At 30.4% G+C, this 22,609-nt stretch carries 19 protein-coding genes; all 19 read left to right on the forward strand.

Features of this window, described 5'->3' with window-relative positions:
- Positions 1-35 precede the first annotated feature (35 nt).
- A complete protein-coding gene (nuoF, locus tag BUA19_RS05120) occupies positions 36-1,829 on the forward strand; it encodes an NADH-quinone oxidoreductase subunit NuoF (protein ID WP_072724365.1) in 1,794 nt (597 codons plus the stop codon).
- Between the two features lie 19 nt (positions 1,830-1,848).
- Positions 1,849-3,621 (forward strand): NADH-dependent [FeFe] hydrogenase, group A6, encoded by a 1,773-nt coding sequence (locus BUA19_RS05125; RefSeq protein ID WP_330389003.1) that lies wholly within the window; start codon positions 1,849-1,851, stop codon positions 3,619-3,621.
- Between the two features lie 264 nt (positions 3,622-3,885).
- Complete coding sequence (locus BUA19_RS05130; RefSeq protein WP_072724370.1) at positions 3,886-4,131, forward strand: TM1266 family iron-only hydrogenase system putative regulator; 246 nt, start codon at positions 3,886-3,888, stop codon at positions 4,129-4,131.
- Between the two features lie 20 nt (positions 4,132-4,151).
- On the forward strand, positions 4,152-5,525 hold the full coding sequence (gene hydG / locus BUA19_RS05135; protein WP_072724371.1) for a [FeFe] hydrogenase H-cluster radical SAM maturase HydG: 1,374 nt from the start codon (positions 4,152-4,154) through the stop codon (positions 5,523-5,525).
- Between the two features lie 9 nt (positions 5,526-5,534).
- The gene (gene hydE / locus BUA19_RS05140; protein WP_178137457.1) at positions 5,535-6,866 is read left to right on the forward strand and encodes a [FeFe] hydrogenase H-cluster radical SAM maturase HydE; all 1,332 of its coding nucleotides are present in this window, start codon (positions 5,535-5,537) and stop codon (positions 6,864-6,866) included.
- Positions 6,841-8,073, forward strand: a complete 1,233-nt coding sequence (gene hydF, locus BUA19_RS05145) for a [FeFe] hydrogenase H-cluster maturation GTPase HydF (RefSeq protein WP_330389004.1) — start codon at positions 6,841-6,843, stop codon at positions 8,071-8,073. The genes hydE and hydF overlap by 26 nt, the downstream gene beginning before the upstream one ends.
- 165 nt (positions 8,074-8,238) lie before the next feature.
- Positions 8,239-9,447, forward strand: a complete 1,209-nt coding sequence (locus BUA19_RS05150) for a cation:proton antiporter (protein ID WP_072724373.1) — start codon at positions 8,239-8,241, stop codon at positions 9,445-9,447.
- A 114-nt stretch (positions 9,448-9,561) separates the two neighbouring features.
- Positions 9,562-10,677, forward strand: coding sequence for a GerAB/ArcD/ProY family transporter (locus BUA19_RS05155; RefSeq protein ID WP_072724375.1), 1,116 nt, complete (start codon positions 9,562-9,564; stop codon positions 10,675-10,677).
- Positions 10,678-10,760: 83 nt separating this feature from the next.
- On the forward strand, positions 10,761-11,591 hold the full coding sequence (locus tag BUA19_RS05160) for a hypothetical protein (protein ID WP_072724380.1): 831 nt from the start codon (positions 10,761-10,763) through the stop codon (positions 11,589-11,591).
- A 116-nt stretch (positions 11,592-11,707) separates the two neighbouring features.
- Entirely contained in the window at positions 11,708-14,410 is a 2,703-nt protein-coding gene (gene fdhF / locus BUA19_RS11430) for a formate dehydrogenase subunit alpha (protein ID WP_084601957.1), read from the forward strand.
- Positions 14,403-14,891: a MogA/MoaB family molybdenum cofactor biosynthesis protein gene (locus BUA19_RS05175; RefSeq protein WP_072724386.1), complete on the forward strand. Its 489-nt coding sequence runs from the start codon at positions 14,403-14,405 to the stop codon at positions 14,889-14,891. The genes fdhF and BUA19_RS05175 overlap by 8 nt, the downstream gene beginning before the upstream one ends.
- A gap of 8 nt (positions 14,892-14,899) precedes the next feature.
- The gene (gene mobA, locus BUA19_RS05180; protein WP_072724388.1) at positions 14,900-15,511 is read left to right on the forward strand and encodes a molybdenum cofactor guanylyltransferase; all 612 of its coding nucleotides are present in this window, start codon (positions 14,900-14,902) and stop codon (positions 15,509-15,511) included.
- Positions 15,504-16,268, forward strand: coding sequence for a formate dehydrogenase accessory sulfurtransferase FdhD (gene fdhD, locus BUA19_RS05185; protein WP_072724389.1), 765 nt, complete (start codon positions 15,504-15,506; stop codon positions 16,266-16,268). Before mobA ends, fdhD begins: the two co-directional genes overlap by 8 nt.
- A 19-nt stretch (positions 16,269-16,287) precedes the next feature.
- Positions 16,288-17,139 carry a substrate-binding domain-containing protein gene (locus tag BUA19_RS05190; RefSeq protein WP_072724391.1) on the forward strand — a complete coding sequence of 284 codons (852 nt, stop codon included), beginning with the start codon at positions 16,288-16,290 and terminating at the stop codon, positions 17,137-17,139.
- A gap of 44 nt (positions 17,140-17,183) precedes the next feature.
- Positions 17,184-17,873, forward strand: coding sequence for an ABC transporter permease (locus BUA19_RS05195; RefSeq protein WP_072724393.1), 690 nt, complete (start codon positions 17,184-17,186; stop codon positions 17,871-17,873).
- A gap of 1 nt (position 17,874) precedes the next feature.
- Entirely contained in the window at positions 17,875-18,522 is a 648-nt protein-coding gene (locus tag BUA19_RS05200) for an ATP-binding cassette domain-containing protein (RefSeq protein ID WP_072724395.1), read from the forward strand.
- Positions 18,509-19,735 carry a molybdopterin molybdotransferase MoeA gene (locus tag BUA19_RS05205; RefSeq protein WP_072724397.1) on the forward strand — a complete coding sequence of 409 codons (1,227 nt, stop codon included), beginning with the start codon at positions 18,509-18,511 and terminating at the stop codon, positions 19,733-19,735. The genes BUA19_RS05200 and BUA19_RS05205 overlap by 14 nt, the downstream gene beginning before the upstream one ends.
- A gap of 11 nt (positions 19,736-19,746) precedes the next feature.
- Complete coding sequence (locus BUA19_RS05210) at positions 19,747-21,654, forward strand: molybdopterin biosynthesis protein (RefSeq protein ID WP_072724398.1); 1,908 nt, start codon at positions 19,747-19,749, stop codon at positions 21,652-21,654.
- Positions 21,651-22,607, forward strand: coding sequence for a GTP 3',8-cyclase MoaA (moaA, locus tag BUA19_RS05215; RefSeq protein ID WP_072724399.1), 957 nt, complete (start codon positions 21,651-21,653; stop codon positions 22,605-22,607). The genes BUA19_RS05210 and moaA overlap by 4 nt, the downstream gene beginning before the upstream one ends.
- Positions 22,608-22,609 lie beyond the last annotated feature (2 nt).

A 22,609-nucleotide genomic window follows, 5' to 3' on the forward strand; every position in this document is an offset into this window, starting at 1 on the left:
ATATTAGAAAGAACAATAATTAAGGAGGTACTATAATGGCATATAAGAACCAGGTTTTAGTTTGTGGGGGTACTGGTTGTACTTCATCTAGTTCTCTTAAGATATTAGAAAAAATGGAAAAGTTACTTGAGGAAAAAGGAATAAGAGAAGATGTTAAAGTTATAAAAACAGGATGTTTTGGTCTTTGTGCAGCAGGTCCTATAGTTATAGTATACCCAGAGGGGGCTTTTTATGCACATGTAAAAATTGAAGATGTAGAAAAAATAGTAAATGATCATATAATAGGTGGAAATATAGTAAAAGAACTTTTATATAAAGAAGCTTTAACTGAAGAAGGAGAAATAAAACCTTTTGAAGAAGTGCCTTTTTATAAAAAACAAATGAGAATTGCACTAAAAAACTGTGGAGCTATAGGTGCAGAAGATATAGAGGATTATTTGGAGAATGATGGATATAAAGCTTTGGAAAAAGTTTTAAAATCTATGAGCAGAGAAGAAGTTATAGATACAGTTAAAAGATCAGGGCTTCGTGGTCGAGGAGGAGGAGGATTCCCTACAGGACTAAAATGGGAATTTACTTATAAAGCTCAAGGTGATCAAAAATATGTTGCATGTAATGCTGATGAGGGAGATCCTGGAGCGTTTATGGACAGGTCAATTCTTGAGGGAGATCCTCATGCTGTAATTGAAGCCATGGCAATTGCAGGATATGCTGTAGGAGCGAATAAGGGATATGTATATGTAAGAGCTGAATATCCAGTTGCAGTTAATAGACTTCAAATAGCAATAGATCAAGCAAAAGAGAGAGGATATCTTGGAAAAAATATATTTGGAACTGACTTTGAATTTGATGTTGAAATAAGACTTGGAGCTGGAGCGTTTGTTTGTGGAGAAGAAACAGCCCTTATAAATTCTATAGAAGGAAAAAGAGGAATGCCAAGACCAAGACCGCCATTCCCTGCTCAAAAAGGTATATGGAATAAGCCTACATTACTTAATAATGTCGAAACTTATGCAAATATACCAAAAATAATTTTAAATGGAGCTGAGTGGTTTGCAAATATAGGAACAGAAAAGTCTAAAGGAACAAAAGTTTTTGCACTTGGTGGAAAAGTAGAAAACACAGGTCTTGTGGAAATACCAATGGGAACAACTTTAAGAGAGATAATATTTGAAATAGGTGGAGGTATACCAAACGGAAAGAAATTTAAAGCAGTTCAAACAGGAGGACCGTCTGGTGGATGTATAACAGAGGATTATTTAGATACTCCAATAGATTATGATTCATTGACAGCACTTGGATCTATGATGGGATCAGGTGGTATGATTGTAATGGATGAAGATAACTGTATGGTTGATATAGCTAAATTTTTCTTAGAGTTTACAGTTGAAGAATCATGTGGTAAATGTCCTCCATGTAGAATAGGAACAAAGAGAATGTTAGAAATACTTGAGAGAATAACAGAAGGTAAAGGTGAAAAGGAAGATATAGAAAGACTTGAAAAACTTGCTGAAAATATTAAAAGTTCTGCGCTTTGTGGATTAGGACAAACAGCACCAAATCCAGTGTTATCAACATTAAAATATTTTAGACATGAATATGAAGCACATGTAAACGAGAAGAGATGTCCAGCAGGAGTATGTCAAGCACTACTTCAATATGTAATAGATGAAGATAAATGTAAAGGATGTACATTATGTGCAAAAGCATGTCCGGTAAATGCTATAAGTGGAAATGTCAAAGAAGCTCATGTGATAGATACTGATGTTTGTATAAAATGTGGAGCGTGTGTTGCTAAATGTCCATTTGGAGCAATATCTAAAAAATAATCATAAAAGAGAGGTGCTTATGGTGGAAAAAGTTACTTTAACTATAGATAATGTAAAAGTTGAGGTTCCTAAAGATTATACAATACTTGAAGCTGCAAGAGAAATAGGAATAGATATACCGACACTTTGCTATTTAAAAGATATAAATGAAATTGGAGCTTGTAGAATGTGTTTGGTTGAAATTGAAGGAGCTAGAAATCTTCAAGCTTCATGTGTTCATCCTGTAAGTGAGGGGATGGTAGTAAGAACTAATACTAAGAAGGTAAGAGAAGCTAGAAAAGCTAATCTTGAACTTATACTTTCTAATCATCATAGAGATTGTTTAGCTTGTTTTAGAAATGGAAATTGTGAACTTCAAACGCTAGCTGAAAACTTAAATGTTAAAAATGTAGAATTTGAAGGAGAAATAAAGAAAAAAACTATAGATGATTTATCTCACTCTATAGTAAGAGATCCAAATAAATGTATTCTTTGTGGAAGATGTGTTGCTGTATGTTCAAAAGTACAAGGAATAGGAGTATTATCATTTACTAATAGAGGATTTGATACTGAAGTTGCTCCGGCTTTTGATAAAAGTATGGCAGATGCACCGTGTATATACTGTGGTCAATGTATAAATGTATGTCCAGTTGCAGCGCTTAGAGAAAAGACAGATATAGAAAGGGTATGGGATGCTATAGAAGATCCTAATAAACACGTGATAGTTCAAACTGCTCCAGCAGTAAGAGCTGCTCTGGGAGAGGAATTTGGAAACCCTATAGGAACAAGAGTTACGGGAAAAATGGTAACAGCTTTAAAAAGGCTTGGATTTGATAAGGTATTTGATACTAATTTTGCAGCTGATTTAACTATAATGGAAGAAGGACATGAACTTTTAAATAGAATACAAAACGGTGGAAAACTTCCGATGATAACTTCATGCTCACCAGGTTGGATAAGATATTGTGAATTTTATTATCCTGAACTTTTAGAAAATTTATCAACATGTAAATCGCCACATCAGATGATGGGAGCAATACTTAAATCTTACTATGCTGAAATTAATAATATAGATCCTAAAGATATATTTGTAGTATCTGTAATGCCATGTACTTCTAAGAAAACAGAGTCGGCTAGAGAAGAATTGAAAGTAAATGGATTAAAAGATGTAGATGCAGTTTTAACAACTAGAGAGCTTGGAAAGATGATCAAAGAAGCTAGAATAGAGTTTAATAAATTAGAAGATGGTACTTTTGATGAGTTCTTTGGAGATTATTCAGGAGCAGGGGTTATATTTGGAGCTACTGGTGGAGTTATGGAAGCTGCAATTAGAACTGTAGCAGATATATTAACAGGAGAAGATTTAGAAGAAATAGAATATAACGCTGTTAGGGGTATAGATAATTTAAAAGAAGCAGAGATTAAAATAGGAGATAAAACTATAAAAGTGGCTGTAGTTCATGGAACAGGAGCAGCTTCAAAACTTTTAGATTTAGTTAAAGAAGGAAAAGCTGATTATCATTTTATTGAAGTTATGGGATGTTCAGGTGGTTGTGTAACTGGTGGTGGACAACCTCAAGTTCCAGCTAAGGTAAGAGAAGAGATAGATGTAAGAGTAGAAAGAGCGAAAGCTTTATATGAGGAAGACAAGCTTATGACTGTTAGAAAATCTCATAAAAATAAATCTATTCAAAAGCTGTATAAGGAGTTTTTAGGTGAGCCAAATGGACATAAAGCTCATGAATTACTTCATACTCATTACTGTAAAAAAGAAGTATATCCATTAGAATCAGAATGTAGTTGTTGCAAATAGTTAAGTAAAGAGGTCAAGAATTATTCTTGACCTCTCTTAGAAAATTCAGAAAATTATATTTATTTTTATCATATTATATTAAAATTAAAAATAGACTAGTAATGTAATCTGATCAATGAATTTTATTCATTGAGAGGATAGAGTATTTAATTCTAATTACGAGGATTTTTATCTGAGTAAAAGGTAAGAAGGTGATATTGTGTTTTATAAACTTTCCTTATCTTTTAAGGAAAGTTTTGTTTTTGTGTGGAAGGAATGATGTGTATGAATAAGAGAATTGGCGTTATTGGAATTATTGTTGAAGATAGAGATAGCGTTGAAAATGTAAATAAGTTACTGAGCTTACATGGAGATATTATTGTTGGAAGAATGGGTATACCTTATAAGGAAAAAAATTTAAGTGTTATTTCGATAATTGTAGATGGAACGACAGATGATATAGGTTCGCTTACAGGAAGATTAGGAAGATTAAAAGGGGTTAGTGTTAAAAGTGCATTAACTCAAAAATAAATTTTTAAGGGGAGATATATATGAGTACTTTCGATATTATAAATGAAGAAAAAATAAATAAAACTCTCGATGAGGCTAAAAATTTATCAAGAGAAGAGATTTTAAATATAATAGAAAAATCTAAAGATTGCTTTGGGCTTAATATAGATGAATCTGCAGCTTTACTTCAGGTGGAAGATGATGAAATTTTAGATAAAATGTTTGAAGCTGCTAAATACGTAAAAGAAAAAATATATGGAAATAGAATAGTTTTATTTGCACCACTTTATACGAGTAATGAATGTACAAACAATTGTCTTTATTGTGGGTTTAGGGTGGCTAATAAAGAACTTCACAGAAAAACTCTATGTCCAAATGAAGTTGTTGAAGAAGCTAAGGTAATAGAAAATCAAGGACATAAAAGAATATTACTTGTTTGTGGAGAAGATCCAAGAGTTACTAATATAAATCATATAGTAGAATCAGTTGAAGCTATATATAAAAATGTAGATATAAGAAGAATAAATGTGAATTGTGCTCCTTTATCTGTAGAGGACTTTAAAAAACTTAAGAAAGTTGGAATAGGAACATATCAAATATTTCAAGAAACTTATCATAGGCCTACTTATAAAAAAATGCATGTAAGTGGGGCAAAAGCAGATTATGATTATAGATTAACTGCAATAGAAAGAGCATTTGAAGCTGGTATTGATGATGTGGGAATAGGAGTTTTGCTTGGACTTTATGATTATAAATTTGATGTACTTGCAACTTTAATTCATTCTAATTATTTGGATGAAAAGTACAGTGTAGGACCACATACTATATCTATTCCAAGACTTAGACCAGCTATAGGTTCAGCACTTAAAGATACTCCGTATCCTCTTTCAGATAAGGATCTTAAAAAGGTAGTTGCGGTATATAGACTTTCGGTTCCATATACTGGAATAATATTGTCGACTAGAGAAAGTGCATCTTTAAGAGATGAACTTATAGAGCTTGGAGTATCTCAAATGTCTGCGGGCTCTAAAACAAATCCGGGTGGATATGAGGAAGATGATAAATCTGCTAATCAATTTGTAACAAGCGATGAAAGAACTCTTGATGAGATACTTAGAGTAGTTTGTAAACAAGGACATCTTCCAAGTTTTTGTACAGCTTGTTATAGAAATAAAAGAACTGGAGAGGCATTTATGGAACTTGCTAAAGATGCACACATTCATGAATTTTGCCATCCAAATGCTATATTGACATTTAAAGAAAATTTGGTAAATGTAGCATCTGAGGAAACTAAAATAATGGGAGAAAAGATGTTAAAAGTTGAGATTGAAAAAATAGATGATGAAAAAATAAAACAAGAAACTATAAAAAGACTTAAGAGAATAGAAGAAGGAGAAAAAGATCTTTACTTCTAGGAGGAGAATATGGATAAGGACATAAAACATTACTTGATAATGGCTGCTTCTACAAATCATATGCTTAGGGGAGATAAAATATTAAAAGATAGAGGTATTGAAACTTATTTGGTTCCAGCTCCTGCTGAGTACGGTTCGGTTTGTGCTATTGCCATTAAAGTGAAAAAAGAAGATAGAGATATAAGTGAAAAGTACTTAATTGAAAATAACATAATAATAAGAGGGATATATCCGGAAAAGCCTGAGAGGTTGACAGGTCTTATAGATAAACTTAAAAATACAATAATAAGAGATGAGTTTTTAGATATATTAAAAAAAGTAGAAGAAGGAAAAGAGCTTTTATATGAAGATATAGTAATATTGCTTAAAACTAATAGAAAAGCGGAAATGGATGCTCTGTTTAAAACAGCAGATGAGATGAGAAAAAAAATAGTTGGAGATGTTGTGGATATAAGAGGAGCTATTGAGTTTTCTAATTATTGTAAAAAGGACTGCAAATACTGTGGAGTTAGGAGAAGTCTTAAAGATCTTCAACGATATAGAATGAGTGAAGATGAAATAATGGAAGTTGTTCATTCGCTTCATGATATAGGAATAAAAACAGTGATACTTCAATCTGGGGAGGATATGTGGTGGACTAAAGAGAAGATAGGGAATTTAATAACTAGAATAAAAAAAGAGACTGGGATGAAGATTACTTTGAGTTTAGGAGAACGACCAAGAGAAGAATATGAATATTTTAAAAAACTTGGAGCTAATAACTATTTACTTAAAATAGAAACCACTAATGAAGAAATTTTTAAATTTATTCATCCTGATGATGATATTAATCATAGAAAAGAGTGTTCAAAATGGTTAAAAGAACTTGGATATTTAAACGGATCAGGATGTATTGTAGGACTTCCGGGACAAAGAGAAGAAGATATTGCAAGAGATATATTGTATTTTAAAGATATGGGAATAAATATGATTGGAATAGGTCCTTTTATACCAGCAAAAGGAACTCCTTTTGAAAAATATCCAACAGGTAGTGTAGATTTAACGTTAAAAGCAGTTGCAGTAACTAGAATTGTTTGTAAAAGGGTATTTATACCGGCAACTACAGCGTTAGCATCTGTTGATCCAAATCTTCAAGCTGATGCATTGATGGCTGGAGCAAATACTATAATGCTTATAAATACTCCGCCGAAATACAGGTATAATTATCAGATATATTCTGATAAAAATATGGTTGATTTAAAATCGGCTTACGATGCTGTAACGAGAGCGAAAAGAAAATTTCCATCTTACTTAAAAATAGACATGGAGGTGTATAATGATGCAACAAACGCCGAGAAGTAACAGACTTCATATAGCTATATTTGGAAGAAGAAATGCAGGAAAATCAAGTCTTATAAATGCTTTAACTAATCAAGATATAGCTCTTGTTTCAAATGTTGCAGGAACAACTACTGATCCTGTTTATAAGGCTATGGAGATTCTTCCTATAGGACCTGTTGTTTTAATAGATACAGCAGGAATAGATGATGAAGGTGCTTTAGGAGAACTTAGAGTAAAAAAGACTCTTCAAGTTTTAAATAAAACAGAGCTTGCGGTTTTAGTTATAAGTTCAATTGAAGGAATAACACCTTTTGATATAGAAACTTTAAAGAGGATAAAAGATAAAAAAATACCAGTAGTTGGAGTGATAAATAAATCAGATGAGAAAGATTTAAATGAAAAGGAAATTAAAAATATAGAAAAAGAACTTGATATAGAATTTGTTAAAGTGAGTTCTAAGACAAGAGATGGAATAGAAGATCTTAAAAATTTAATTATAAAATATGCACCAAATACTGATGCTGAAAAGAAAATTGTAGGAGATTTAATAGAGCCTAATGATTATGTAGTTTTGGTTACTCCTATAGATAAAGCAGCTCCTAAGGGAAGGTTAATTCTTCCTCAACAGCAAACAATAAGAGATGTAATAGACCATGGCGGCATTGCGATAGTTACAAGGGAAACTGAGCTTGAACAAACTCTTAAAGGACTTAGTAGAAAACCAAAAATTGTTATCACAGATTCACAGGCGTTTGAGGTTGTAGATAAGATAACTCCAAAAGATATACCTATGACTTCATTTTCTATATTGTATGCAAGATATAAAGCAGATATTGAAGAATTAGTTCTTGGAGTTAAAGAAATAGAGAATTTAAAAGAAGGAGATCATGTTTTAATTTGTGAAGGATGTACTCATCATAGACAAGAAGGGGATATAGGAAGAGATAAAATACCTAGATGGCTTGAAGGAATTTCAAAAGTTAAATTAAATTACACTTGGACATCTGGTGTTGCGTATCCAGAACCAGAGGAGATGAAAAAGTATAAATTAATAGTTCACTGTGGTGGATGTATGTTAAATGCAAAAGAAATGCAGTTTAGAGTTATGCAGGCAAGGGAAAATAAAACACCTATAGTAAACTATGGAGTATTAATAGGACATATTACTGGAGTTTTAGAAAGAGCCCTTGATCCATTCCCGATTGCAAAAGAATTGTATAAAGGATAATGAGTTAGAGTGCTCTTTTGAGCACTCTAATAAAATGTTTTGACAAATTTAAATAAAAGTATTAGAATAATATAACTAGTGAGAATTTATTAAAAACGTTTTCCTTTATCAATATTAAGAAAATTGATAAAAATCATAATTTAAAATGCTAAAGGAGTGGGTGATATGGGTGATTTTATTAGTTTAGGATTAGCACTTATTTTTGGGGTTTTATTGGGGAAGGTAATGAATAAATTTAAGATGCCTTCTGTTGGAGGATATATAATAGCCGGACTTATAATAGGTATTTCTGGATTTAACATTGTAAATGAAATAGTTATAGAAGAATTATCTTTTGTAAATGATATTGCATTGGGGATAATTGCTTTTAATATAGGTAGTGAATTTAAAGTAGAAGAAATGAAAAAGTTAGGTAAAAACATATTTATAATTGCGACATGTGAAGCACTTGGGGCATTTGTATTAGTTACGGGTATAATGCTAGTTCTTGGTCAGAATATACAAACAGCACTTATATTAGCTGCAATATCATCTGCTACAGCGCCAGCTGCTACAGTTATGGTTCTTAAAGAGTATAAAGCTAGAGGGCCTTTAACTAGTACTTTGCTTGGGGTTGTTGCTGTAGATGATGCAATATCTTTGATGATATATGCTATAGCTTCTTCTATAGCAAAAGTTTTTATAAATCATGAATCATTAACTATAGCTAAAGTTTTAATACATCCGATTAAGGAAATAGTATTGTCTATATTAGTAGGAGCATTAATTGGAATTGTTTTATCTTATTTATTAAATAAATCTAAAAATGAATCTGAAGTTTTAACTTTTATTATAGCTAATATTATATTATTAGCAGGAATATCATTGCATTTTGGTTTATCACCTCTTCTTTGTGCCATGGCATCTGGTATTATGGTTACAAATGTATTAAGTAAAGCAAATAAAGCATTTAATTCATTGGAAAAATGGTCCCCACCTATAACAGCAGCTTTTTTTATACTAGCAGGTTCACGACTTGATATTTCACTTATTCCCCAAATAGGGCTTTTAGGAGTTATGTATTTGTTGTTTAGAATATTGGGAAAAGTAGGAGGAGCATCAATTGGAGCTAGTATTTCAAAAGCACCTAGTGTAGTAAAAAGATATATAGGACTTGGACTTTTATCGCAGGTTGGAGTGGCTGTTGGGCTTGCAATTACTGTAAGTAGAGAATTTCCAGGAACTTATTTAGGAAATATTGTAATAACAATACTCATGGCGACAACGATAATTACAGAAATAATAGGACCTATTGCGACTAAAATTGCTATAAAAAAATCAAATGAAAGTCCAGTATTGTTAGATTCGATAAATACAAATAGATTAACTGAATGAAACAAATAGCAGGTGCAAAAAATGCATCTGCTATTTGTATTTTAAGTGGTTTATTTATGATGTATTAGGTTAAACTATAATTATTATAATTGTGTGAAATTTGGAGGAATTATAATGAACAAAGAGGTTGTATCTGATAAGCAGGGAATAGCCACAATAGTTTGGTTTATAATTGGTTCATCTTCGGTATTTATAATGGGGTTAAATGCTAAACAAGATTTGTGGTTAGCTATTATTTTAGGAATTTTTATGGCTATACCCATGGCTGTTATATATGCACGATTACATTATATTTTTCCAAATAAAAATTTATTTGATATTATTGAATGTTGTTTTGGAAAATTTTTAGGAAGGGCTTTAATATTTTTATTTGTCTGTTTTACATTTTATTGGGCTGCTGATGTTGCAGTTAATTACGGCAATTTTATAAATTTTATATTTGTTGTAAGTTTTGATAAAACTCCTATGATTATACCTATAATGTTTATTATAGGGTTATCTGGGTGGGGAGCAAAATGTGGAATTGAAGTTTTGGGAAGATACAGTGAGTTTTTTTTAAAAGTTCCTATAATTTTTTTATTTGTATCTATAATACTATTAATTCCTGAAATGGATATAAATAATATTCAACCGATATTCTATAATGGAATTGATCCTATTTTGAAAGGTGCATTAAATTCTTTTTCTTTTCCATTTGGTCAAATAGTAGCTTTTTCTATGGTTTTTTCTAATTTTACAAAAAGAAAATACTCACCATACAAAATTTATACTATGGGTTTATCATTGGGAGGAATAATTTTATTTTTATCTTCATTGATGAGCATATTGGTTATTGGAATTAGTGGAGCGGAGATTAAATATTATTCTATTTACGAGACTGTTAGAAGGATAAATATTGGATATATGATACAGAGTATAGAAGTGATTGTAGCTACTGTATTTATTTTAGGTGGTTTTGTAAAAATATGTATATTGTTGATGTGTACATGTAAAGGAATAGCTAAATTATTTGAGATTACAGATTATAGATTTATTGTAACGCCTATCACTTTACTTGCAATTAATTTATCTTTTTTTCAATATGAAAGTGTAATGCACTATTATAAATTTCAAGTAGATGTATGGTTTTATTTTACTTTTTTGTTTCAAGTATTTTTTCCTATTGTTATATGGATTGTATCGGAAATAAAAAATAAATTATCGGAAAATGTCAATCGAAATACTTTGTAATTTGTAACTTTTTTGTAACCACTTAAAATATTTAATTTTGTACAATAAATATAGAAACGAAATAAATATAGGAGGTAGATAATATGAAAGCATTGATAAAAAAGACAAGTGTTTTGTTATTAACAGGAGTTTTGGCTTTAGGAGCAATGGGGTGTGCAAATGTAAATGCACAAAATGATGAATTTAAAATAGGAGATAAATTTACTAAAATGGGTGATAAGGCATATGTCGTAGATTACAAGTTAGAAGATGTAACAGGAGATAACATTAAAGATAATGTTATATTAGTTGGAACAAAAACAGTTAGCGATATATTTTGCGATACGTTAACTGTTGTAGTTCAAGATGGAAAAACTAAGGAATATTCAAAAGCAACATACAAAGATTTTGGTGGATATCAAGATGAAGAAATGTTGTTTATAGGAGATTTTACTGGAGATAAAGTAAAAGATGTAATGGTAAGTGCATCTACAGGAGGAAGTGGTGGAATAGTAGATCATATGATAGCTACTTTTAAAGATAATAAGCCATCTGTGATATTTACAGATAAAGAAAATGCAGGTATTGATATAAATGGGAAATATATAGATGGATATAAGGCAGAAATTGAATTTAAAGATTTAAATAAGAAGGTATTACTAGATGTAAGTGCTAGTAAAGATATGTATATAGAACAAGGTATTTACGATAAAGAAGGGAAGTTATTGCAAAAAGTAGAACCTTGGATATATCCATTTTCACAGTTAGAGCCTATTGATTATAATGGAGATGGAACATTTGAATTGAGAGGATATCAAAGAATAGTAGGTACTAGTAATGCAGATACAATTTCTCATGTTGAATCAATTTTAAAATTTGAAAATGATAAGTGGAATACAAAAGAGGCTCAGTATTCAACTTATTTAGTTAAATAATCATGTTAAGCTGTCTAAAAATTTTAGACAGCTTTATTTGTATGAATTAAATGTGTTATAATTACAGTAAAGTAAAGTTTAGGTAAAGGGGTATAAAAATAAGGGGGAGAAAATGTATGGTCGGTATAAGGATTAATGGGAAAAATATTTGCGTTCCTAAAGACTACACAATACTTAAGGCTTGTGAGAGTATAGGTATTAATATTCCTACATTTTGTCATGATGACAGATTAGTTCCTGATGCAGCTTGTAGAATGTGTGTTGTAGAAGTTGTAGGTGCTAAAAATCTTCTTACAGCGTGTTCTACTCCGGTAACTGATGGAATGGAAATTTATACTCACAGTGAAAAGGTAATAGAAGCTAGAAAAGAGATTTTAAGGCTTATATTATCCAATCATCCAATGGATTGTCTGACATGTGAAAAAGCAGGAAATTGTAAGTTGCAAAATTACTGTTATGAATATGAAGTAAAGGAAGTAAATTTTGATTGTAAAGAGAAAAAATTTGACATAGATGATAGTAACCCTTTTTATTATTTTGATCAAAATAAGTGTATCATGTGTGGAAAATGTGTAAGAGTTTGTTCAGAACTTCAATGTAGTAATGCTATATCTATTAGTGAAAGAGGGTTTGAAACTCGTATTTCTACTCCGTTTAATAAAGGGATTGAGAATTCTGATTGTGTATCTTGTGGCAATTGTGTATCAGTATGTCCAGTAGGGGCACTTATGCCAAAATCAAATGAAAAATTTAGAGCTTGGGAAGTTAGAAAAGTTAGAACTACATGTTCTTATTGTGGAGTAGGCTGTCAAATGGATTTACTTGTAAAAGATGATAATGTTGTAGGGGTAGAACCTGCAAATGGACCTTCTAATAAGGGGCTTTTGTGCGTTAAAGGTAAATTTGGATATAGATTTATAAATCATTCTGATAGATTAAAAAAACCATTAGTTAAGAGAAATGGAAAATTTGAAGAAGTTTCTTGGAAAGAGGCTTACGATATTATAGCTACAAAAGTAAATTATATTAAAACTAAATATGGAGCTGATTCTTTTGCTGGACTTACTTCTGCAAGATGTACAAATGAAGAAAATTATTTATTTCAAAAGTTATTTAGAGCAGTAATAGGTACTAATAACGTAGATCACTGTGCTCGACTCTGACATTCATCTACGGTTGCAGGACTTGCAACAACACTTGGAAGTGGAGCGATGACTAACAGTATAGATGAAGTTTTAAATGCAGATGTTATATTTGTAACTGGATCTAATACAACGGAAAATCATCCTGTAATTGCTGCTCAAATGAGACAGGCAAAGAAAAGAGGAGCAAAAATTATAGTAGCAGATCCGAGAAAAATCGATTTAGTTAAAGATGCTGATGTTTTTCTTCAAATAAAACCAGGAACTAATATAGCACTTTTAAATGCTATGATGAATGTAATTATAGAAGAAGGTCTTGAAGATAGAGAATATATTAGGGAAAGAACAGAAAACTATGAAGCTTTAAAAGATATTGTGAAAGATTATACTCCTGAAAGATGTGCGGATATTTGTGGGGTTAAAGCTGAAGATATTAAAAAAGCTGCGAGAATTTATGCGCAAGCTCCTAAGGCTGGGATATTTTATGCCATGGGTATAACACAACACAAAACAGGAACTCATGGAGTTATGTCTGTGTCTAATTTAGCACTACTTTGTGGAAATATAGGAATAGAATCAGGTGGAGTAAATCCACTAAGAGGACAAAATAATGTTCAAGGAGCTTGTGATATGGGTGGACTTCCAGGAACTTTTCCTGGATATCAAAAGGTAGTAGATTCTAATGTCATTAAAAAGTTTGAAAAAGCTTGGAGTGTAAAGTTATCTGATAAGGTAGGTCTTACAATACCTGAAATTATGCATGGTGCTGAAACTGGTGATATTAAATTTATGTATATAATGGGAGAAAATCCGATGCTTTCAGATCCCGATATAAATCATGTTAAAAAAGGACTTGAAAATTTAGAATTTTTGGTAGTTCAAGATATTTTCTTAACGGAAACAGCTGAGCTTGCAGATGTTGTGCTTCCAGCTTCTTCGTTTGCAGAAAAAGATGGAACATTTACGAATACAGAAAGAAGAGTGCAAAGAGTTAGAAAAGCTATAAATCCAATAGGGGATTCAAAACCTGATTGGAAGATATTGATGGAAATAATGAATAAATTAGGATATAAAAAGAAGTATTTATCACCATCTGACATAATGGATGAAATAGCTTCGGTTACTCCACAATATGGTGGAATAAGTTATGAAAGGATAGATAAAGTAGGTATTCAGTGGCCTTGTCCGACTAAAGATCATCTTGGAACCAAGTATCTTCACAAGAGGAGTTGTGCTAGAGGAAAGGGATTATTTATGCCGGTTGATTATGTAAAAAGTGCAGAGGTTTCAGATTGTGATTATCCTTTGATAATGACAACAGGAAGAATACTATATCATTATCATACGAGAACTATGACTGGGAGAGTTGAAGGGTTGAACAAAAAAGCTGGTTATTCTTATGTAGAAATAAATCCATCTACTGCAAATAAATTAGGTGTAAAAGATGGTGAAAAAGTTAAGCTTTATTCAAGACGTGGAGAAATAACTACGACTGCTAAAATAACTGATATTGTAGAAGAAGATGTAGTATTTATGCCATTTCATTTTGCTGATGGTGCAGCAAATTATTTAACTAATACAGAACTCGATGATATATGTAAAATACCTGAACTTAAGGTATGTGCAGTGAGGCTTGAAAAAATTAGTGAAAAAGTTTTGGAGGAAGTCTATGTTTAGGGTAGGAATAATTACGGCGAGTGATAAAGGATATGCTGGAGAGAGAAATGATGAAAGTGGAAAGATAATAGAAGAAATAGTAACTAAAAGGGGGTATGCTGTGGAGAAATACTTGGTGCTTCCTGATGATGAAGATGCTCTTTTGAATGAAATGATATATATGAGTGATGATTTAGGGGTAGATTTAATACTTACAACTGGAGGAACAGGATTTAGTGAGAGAGATGTAACTCCGGAAGCTACATTAAAAGCAGTAAATAGGCTTGCATTAGGAATATCTGAAGCCATGAGGTATTATAGTCTATCTATTACTAAAAGAGCAATGTTATCTCGAGGTATTAGTGGAATACGAAATAAAACATTAATTATAAATTTACCTGGAAGTCCTAAAGCTGTAAGAGAATCTTTGGAATATATAATAGATAGTGTTCATCATGGACTTGAGGTGCTTACAGGAAAAGCATCTGAGTGTGCAAGATAGGGGAATTTATGAAAGAATTTGGAAGTGCAGTAATACTTGCTGGTGGAAAAAGCAGTAGAATGAAATTTGATAAACAATTTTTGGAGATAGGTAAAATAAGATTAATAGATAATATAATAAATCAATTAAAATGGGAATTTGAAGAGATAATAATAGTTACAAATAAGCCAGAATATTATTTAGAATTTTCACAGAAGGTAGTTTCTGACGAAATAAAACAAAAAGGGCCTTTAAGTGGAATTCACATTGGACTTAAAGAAAGTTCAAGTAAATACGTTTATTTTGTAGCTTGTGATATGCCAATTATAAATATTAATTATGTAAAATATATGAAATATAAAATAAAAGATAAAAATGTAAGTGCATGTGTAACAAAATCAAGTGATTGGGTGGAACCTTTTAATGCTTTTTATAGTAGAGATATAATAAATGATGTAGAAAATCATTTATTAGAAGGCAAAAGGTCTGTATTTTCTCTCCTCAAAAAATTAAATACTTTTTATATTGAGGAGAGATGTGCAAGAAAATTTAGTCCTAATTGGGATATGTTTTTTAATCTAAATACAAAAGAAGATTTAATTAATTATCTAAAGTTGATAGGGAATGAATTGAATGGATGATGTAAAGAGTATTGAGATAATTAAATACAAAAATGGAAATATGAATAGAGAAGAAGATATAGTAGTTGTTGAATATCCATTTACTATATTTTTGAATGAAAAGGAATTTGTAACGCTACTTTGTTCTCCTAAATCTTTGGATTATTTGGCTGTGGGATTTTTAGCTTCTGAAGGAATTATAAATTCTAAAGAAGATATACATAAGATAGTAGTTGATAAAGAAAAGGGATATGGGTACGTATATACAAAGGATAAAAGTTTGATATTAGACAAACTTTACGGAAAGAGAATTATAACAAGTGGTTGTGGAAAAGGATCTTTGTTTTACAATGTAGTAGATGCATTTAAAAGTAAAAAAATAGATAGCAAAATTTTTATCAATCCTAATGAGATAATAAACTTAATTAAAGATTTCAATGTGAAATCAGAGGTTTTTAGGCAAACAGGAGGGGTTCATAGTTGTGCTCTTTGTAATAGTGATAGAATAATATTGTTTGAAGAAGATATAGGAAGGCATAATGCACTTGATAAGATAGTAGGTATGTGTTTAATTGAGGATATAGATTTACATGATAAAATAATTCTTACAAGTGGAAGGATATCATCAGAAATAGTTATAAAAATAGCAAAGATAAAAATTCCAGTGATAGTTTCAAGGTCAGCTCCTACTAGTCTTGCAATAGATATTGCAAGGGAGTTGAATATAACATTAATAGGATTTGCAAGGGGAGAAAAAATGAATATTTATTCTAACTAAAATACAAGGGGGATTAAATATGAAAAAATTATTATCAATTTTAACATCGTTAGTTTTAGTATTTACATTATTAGTAGGCTGTTCTAGCACGAATAATCAAAATAATAATACATCTAATCAAAAATCTAGTATAATACTTGCCACTACAACAAGTACACGAGATAGTGGACTTTTAGATTATTTACTTCCAGAGTTTAAGAAAGATACAGGAATAGAAGCTAAAGTTATTGCTGTTGGTACGGGTAAGGCACTTCAAATGGGAGTAGATGGAGAAGCAGATGTACTTTTGGTACATGCAAAGGATAAGGAACTGGAATTTGTAAAAAATGGAGATGGAATTGAAAGACATGATGTGATGTACAATGATTTTGTACTTGTTGGACCGAAAGATGATAAAGTTAAATTAAAAGAGAATTATCCAAATGACATAATAGGTGCATTAAAGGCAATAAATGAAAATAAAGTTAAGTTTATATCAAGAGGAGATGACTCAGGAACTAATAAAAAAGAGCTTAAACTTTGGAAAAAAGCAGGAATAACACCTGAAGGAGATTTTTATATAGAAGCAGGAAAAGGTATGGGAGATGTTTTAAAAATGACTGATGAGATGCAAGGATATACTTTGACTGATAGAGCTACATACTTATCTATGAAAGATAATTTAAATCTTGAAATATTAGTTGAAAAAAATGATGAGTTATTTAATCAATATGGAGTTATTCTTGTTAACCCTGATAAAAATAAAAATATAAATGCAGATGGTGCAAAAAAATTTATAGAATGGATTTTAGGTCAAAAAGCTCAACAAATGATAGCAGAGTATGGTAAAGATAAGTTTGGACAAGCATTATTTGTTCCAAATGCAAGTTAAGTAATAATATGAGCACAATATATGTAATGTCAGGGAGGGAGTAGATGGATTATATATTAGGAGGGGTTGAGGAAGCTGTAAAACTTTTGATTTCATTTGATGAAGAGATTTATAGGATAATATTTTTATCTTTATTTGTATCTTCTATATCAACAATAATATCTTCTTTTTTCTGTATACCTATTGGAATTTTTTTAGGGATAACTAATTTTAAAGGAAAAAGTTTTTTTTCAAGGATATTATATACATTAATGAGTACACCTTCAGTAGTGGTGGGCCTTTTAGTAGCTATTGTTTTTTCTAGGAGAGGCCCACTTGGTTTTTTAAATCTTTTGTATACACCATCAGCAATGATAATTGCTCAAACTTTGCTTGTAATTCCTCTTATTTTAGGGCTTACTTATAATTTATCAAAAAATAGAGGAAAACATATTGAAAAGATAGGAATAACGCTTGGAGCTAGTAAAATTCAAGTTATAGCGCTTGTAATAAGAGAGTTAAAAGTTGATTTGTTTATAAATGTAGTTACAACTTTTTCAAGAGCAATATCTGAAGTTGGGGCAGTTATGATTGTTGGAGGAAATATAAAAGGTCATACGAGAGTTATTACTACATCTATTGCTATGTTTAATTCTATGGGGAATTATTCCATGGCAATAGCTTTAGGGATAGTTCTTTTACTTATATCATTTGGTATAAATAGTATTATTTATAAATACAATGTGGAGGATTAATATGGATGTTCAGATAAGTAATCTCAAAAAATACTATAATGATAAATTAGTGTTGGATATAGATAATCTCAAAATAAAAAAAGGGATAATAACTGGAATAGTAGGACCAAATGGTGCAGGTAAAAGTACTCTTTTAAATATAATAGCTGGTATGGATAGTGATTTTGAAGGGACTATATTATATGATGGAAAAAGTATAAATAAAAAAATATATAAAGAGATGACCATTGTTTTTCAAAAAATTAGTTTATTTAGAAGGAGTGTATATGAAAATATTGAATATCCTTTGAAAATAAGAGGGGTTTCTAAATGGGAAAGGAGATTAAAAGTCGAAAATATACTAAAGATATTAGATATTTTTGATTTAAAAGATAAAAAAGCTCATCTGTTATCAGGTGGAGAATCTCAAAAGGTATCATTAGGTAGGGCTTTAGTGTTTAATCCGAAGCTGTTACTTTTAGATGAACCAACATCAAATATAGATGTTAATAGTACTATTGTTATGGAAAGGGAAATTGTGAATCACAATAAAATAAACAACGCTACAGTTGTTATAATAACTCATGATTTTAAGCAAGCAAAGAGATTATGTGATGAAATAGTTTGGATTGAAAGGGGAAAGGTAGGGAAAGTAGATGGATTTTTTTAATGTTGTATCAGTTGATGAAGTTAAAAAAATACTAAAGGAAAATTTTAATAATTTATGTATTGGGTTAGAAGAAGTAAGTATTTTAGATTGTTTAGATAGAATACTTGGAGAAGATATAATATCAGATATTAATGTTCCAGAGTTTAGTAGATCGACTGTTGATGGTTATGCAATAAAAAGCAGTGATAGCCATGGCTGTAGTGACTCTCTTCCCAGTTTTTTGAATTTAATTGGAGAAGTCAATATGGGGGAGAGTGCAGATATTAAAATAAAATCAGGTCAAGCTATTTATGTTCCAACTGGAGGAATGATTCCAGATGGAGCAGATAGTGTAGTTATGATAGAGCATGTTGAAAAATTAGATGATACAACAATTGCAATACATAGACCACTATCTTATGGTGAAAACATAGTATATAAAGGTGATGATATAAAAAAAGGAGAAATAATATTAAAAAAAGGAAAAAAAATAACACCTCAGGATATAGGGGTTTTGGCAAGTTTAGGGGTAAAAACTGTTAATGTATATAAAAAAATTAAATTTTATATTATTTCAACGGGTGATGAAATAATAGACTTAGATGAAAAACTAAAACTTGGAAAGATAAGAGATATAAATGGATACGCACTATATTCTTTAATAAAAAAATTAGGTGGAGAAATAGTAAATAGAGTGATAGTAAAAGATGATTATAAATTATTAAGAGAAGAAGTAGACAAAGCGTTGAATATTTCAAATATTGTTTTGATATCTGGGGGAAGTTCTGTTGGAACTCGTGACTTTACTTACGATGTTATAAATTCATTTGATGGAAAAGGAGTATTAGTTCATGGAGTTTCTATAAAACCTGGAAAACCTACATTAATAGGAGAAGGAAAAGGTAAAGTAATATTTGGGCTTCCAGGACATCCAGTATCTTCAATAATAGTATTCAAGACATTTGTTGAATATTTAGTTAAAGAAATTACAGGAATGAAAGATGGGATTAATAAAACAAAAGCCATAATGTATTGTAATGTTCATTCATCACCTGGAAAAGAAACTTATCAAATGGTGAATTTAAATGAAATAGATGGAAAATTGTATGCAGTACCTAACTTTGGAAAATCTGGACTTATAACTCTTTTATCGAAATCTTGTGGATACGTGATAATAAAATCTGAAGAAGAAGGATTGTATAAGGGACAAGAGGTAGATGTATATTTTATATAGGGGGCGTAAATATGAAAAATGCAGATAGAAATATATATATATCAAATACAGATGTAGATAAAGCAAAAGAAATATTTTTTAGAGAAATAGGGGACAAGCTTGTAAGTTATGAAGAAATAGATGTTTTAAATAGTTTAAATAGGGTTACATACGAAGCTGTATTTGCTAAAAATTCTTCTCCTCATTATAATAGTGCAGCAATGGATGGAATTGCAGTAGTTGCAGAGAATACTTATGGAGCAAATGAAGTTAATCCTAAAATATTAGCTGAGGGAAAGGATTTTGTCTATATAAATACAGGAAATTTAATAAAAGAACCGTATAATGCAGTGATTATGATAGAAGATGTAATAGAAATGGAAGAAGGAAAAGTTAAAATACTAAATCCAGCTTATCCATGGCAGCACATAAGAGAAATAGGAGAAGATATAGTAGCAGGAGAAATGATAATACCTTCAAATAAAAAAATAAGACCATTAGATTTAGGAGCTTTAATCGCTGGAGGAGTAGAAAAATTAAAAGTTTATAAAAAACCTAAAATAGGAATTATACCTACGGGGTCTGAGATAGTAGAAAAATTTGAAGATTTAAAAGAAGGAAAAATAATAGATTCAAATTCTAGAGTGTTTGAAGGGCTGGTTTTAGAGTATGGTGGAGAACCTAATAGAATTTCTCCTATAAAAGATGATTATGAATTACTTAAAAATACTATTTTAAAAGCCGTAGATGAAAATGATATAGTGCTTATTAATGCAGGTTCTTCTGCTGGAAGTGAAGATTATACTGTTAATATAATAAAAGAAATAGGAAAAGTATTAGTTCATGGAGTTGCAATAAAGCCGGGAAAACCTACGATACTAGGTATAGTTAATGAAAAGCCAGTTATAGGAATACCTGGATATCCAGTTTCATCTTATATTGTATTTGAATTGTTTGTAAAGCCATTAATATTAAAGTACAGTAAATTTGAAGAAAAAAAAGAAGAAATCAGAAAAGCAGTACTATCAAAAAGAATAGTTTCAACTTTAAAAAACAAGGAATTTGTAAGAGTAAATTTAGGATACGTAAAAGACAAGTTAATAGCGACACCTTTAACTCGTGGAGCTGGAGTTACAATGAGTCTTGTAAAAGCTGATGGAGTAGTTGAAGTACCTCAAAGTAGTGAAGGAATAGAAGCAGGAGATTGGGTGGAAGTAAAACTTTTAAAAGACGAAGATAGAATAAAAGATACTTTAGTTTCTATTGGGAGTCATGATTTGATAATGGATATAATTTCGGATATAATGCCTCTATCATCTGGACATGTGGGAAGTATGGGTGGAATTATGGCAATGAGAAGAGGAGAATGTCATGTATCTCCTATACATCTTTTAGATGAAAGTACAGGAGAATACAATATAAGTTATATAAAAAAATACTTTAAAGGAAGAAAAATGGCATTGATAAAAGGAGTAAAAAGGCTTCAAGGATTTATGATTAAAAAAGGAAATCCTAAAAATATAAAAGGCTTTTCTGATTTAACAAGAGATGATGTGTATTTTGTAAATAGGCAAAGGGGAGCAGGAACTAGGATACTTCTCGATTATAATTTGAATAAATTAAATATAGAATCTAGTAATATAAAAGGATATGAAAGAGAAATGACAACACATATGGCAGTAGCCGTAAGTATTAAAAGTAATTCTTCTGATACAGGACTTGGAATAATGTCAGCAGCTAAGGCCATGAATTTAGATTTTATACCGGTAGGATATGAATGTTATGACTTTTTAGTACCTTTTGAGTATATGGAAGATGAAAAAATAATTAATTTTATAAATGTAATTAAAAGCAAAGAATTTAAAGATAGAGTAACTAAACTTGGAGGATATGAGTTTGAAGGTACTGGAGATGTTATAATTGTAGGTGGTTTAGAGTGATAGATTTATATAAAAGAAAAATAAATTACCTCAGGATATCGGTTACAGATTTATGCAATTTGAGGTGTAAATACTGTATGCCGAAAAAAGGTATTAAGAAAATAGATCATTCTGAAATTTTAAGATTGGAAGAAATAGAAGAAATAACAAAAGTGTTTGTAGAATTGGGAATAGATAAAATAAGAATAACAGGAGGAGAACCTTTAGTTAGGAGAGGTATTATTAATTTAATAGAGAAAATAGGAAAAATGGATAAAGTAAGAGATTTTGCATTGACTACAAATGGAACTTTATTAAAGAAATATGCAAAAGATTTAAAAATGGCGGGATTGAACAGAGTAAATATAAGTGTTGATACATTAAACGTTCAAAAATATAGAGAAATAACAAGGGGTGGAAATTTAAAAGATGTAATAGAAGGGATATGTGAAGCTAAAAAAGTAGGACTTACTCCTGTTAAAATAAATACTGTTTTAATTGGAGGATTTAATGAGGATGAGATTTGTGATTTTGTAAATTTAACTAAAAATGAAGAAATAGATGTTAGATTTATAGAGCTTATGCCTATAGGTGAAGCTAAAGATTGGTCAATTGATAAATTTATACCAAGCAGTAAAGTGTTAGAAAAAATAAACGATTTAAAAGAAGTTAAAAAGAATGATTTGAGTTCTCCTGCAGATTATTATAAAATTCCAAATTCAAAGGGGAAAGTAGGACTTATAAATCCTATATCATGTAAATTCTGTGAAAATTGTAATAGGGTAAGGATTACATGTGATGGAAAACTTAAATTATGTCTTCATTCAGATGAAGAAATAGATTTAAAAACTCCTTTAAGAAAAGGAGAAAACTTAAAAGAAATAATCATAAATGCTATAAACAAGAAACCGAAATCACATCATTTAGAAGATGGAGAACATATAAAAAGAAATATGGTGGCTATAGGAGGATAAAT

It is taken from the genome of Tepidibacter thalassicus DSM 15285 (assembly GCF_900129915.1).
Lineage (GTDB): Bacteria > Bacillota > Clostridia > Peptostreptococcales > Peptostreptococcaceae > Tepidibacter > Tepidibacter thalassicus.

Coding starts and splice junctions, on each gene's coding strand:
- nuoF (WP_072724365.1), top strand. CDS start 36: ATGGCATATAAGAACCAGGTTTTAGTTTGTGGGGGTACTGGTTGTACT.
- BUA19_RS05125 (WP_330389003.1), top strand. CDS start 1,849: ATGGTGGAAAAAGTTACTTTAACTATAGATAATGTAAAAGTTGAGGTT.
- BUA19_RS05130 (WP_072724370.1), top strand. CDS start 3,886: ATGAATAAGAGAATTGGCGTTATTGGAATTATTGTTGAAGATAGAGAT.
- hydG (WP_072724371.1), top strand. CDS start 4,152: ATGAGTACTTTCGATATTATAAATGAAGAAAAAATAAATAAAACTCTC.
- hydE (WP_178137457.1), top strand. CDS start 5,535: ATGGATAAGGACATAAAACATTACTTGATAATGGCTGCTTCTACAAAT.
- hydF (WP_330389004.1), top strand. CDS start 6,841: ATGATGCAACAAACGCCGAGAAGTAACAGACTTCATATAGCTATATTT.
- BUA19_RS05150 (WP_072724373.1), top strand. CDS start 8,239: ATGGGTGATTTTATTAGTTTAGGATTAGCACTTATTTTTGGGGTTTTA.
- BUA19_RS05155 (WP_072724375.1), top strand. CDS start 9,562: ATGAACAAAGAGGTTGTATCTGATAAGCAGGGAATAGCCACAATAGTT.
- BUA19_RS05160 (WP_072724380.1), top strand. CDS start 10,761: ATGAAAGCATTGATAAAAAAGACAAGTGTTTTGTTATTAACAGGAGTT.
- BUA19_RS05175 (WP_072724386.1), top strand. CDS start 14,403: ATGTTTAGGGTAGGAATAATTACGGCGAGTGATAAAGGATATGCTGGA.
- mobA (WP_072724388.1), top strand. CDS start 14,900: ATGAAAGAATTTGGAAGTGCAGTAATACTTGCTGGTGGAAAAAGCAGT.
- fdhD (WP_072724389.1), top strand. CDS start 15,504: ATGGATGATGTAAAGAGTATTGAGATAATTAAATACAAAAATGGAAAT.
- BUA19_RS05190 (WP_072724391.1), top strand. CDS start 16,288: ATGAAAAAATTATTATCAATTTTAACATCGTTAGTTTTAGTATTTACA.
- BUA19_RS05195 (WP_072724393.1), top strand. CDS start 17,184: ATGGATTATATATTAGGAGGGGTTGAGGAAGCTGTAAAACTTTTGATT.
- BUA19_RS05200 (WP_072724395.1), top strand. CDS start 17,875: ATGGATGTTCAGATAAGTAATCTCAAAAAATACTATAATGATAAATTA.
- BUA19_RS05205 (WP_072724397.1), top strand. CDS start 18,509: ATGGATTTTTTTAATGTTGTATCAGTTGATGAAGTTAAAAAAATACTA.
- BUA19_RS05210 (WP_072724398.1), top strand. CDS start 19,747: ATGAAAAATGCAGATAGAAATATATATATATCAAATACAGATGTAGAT.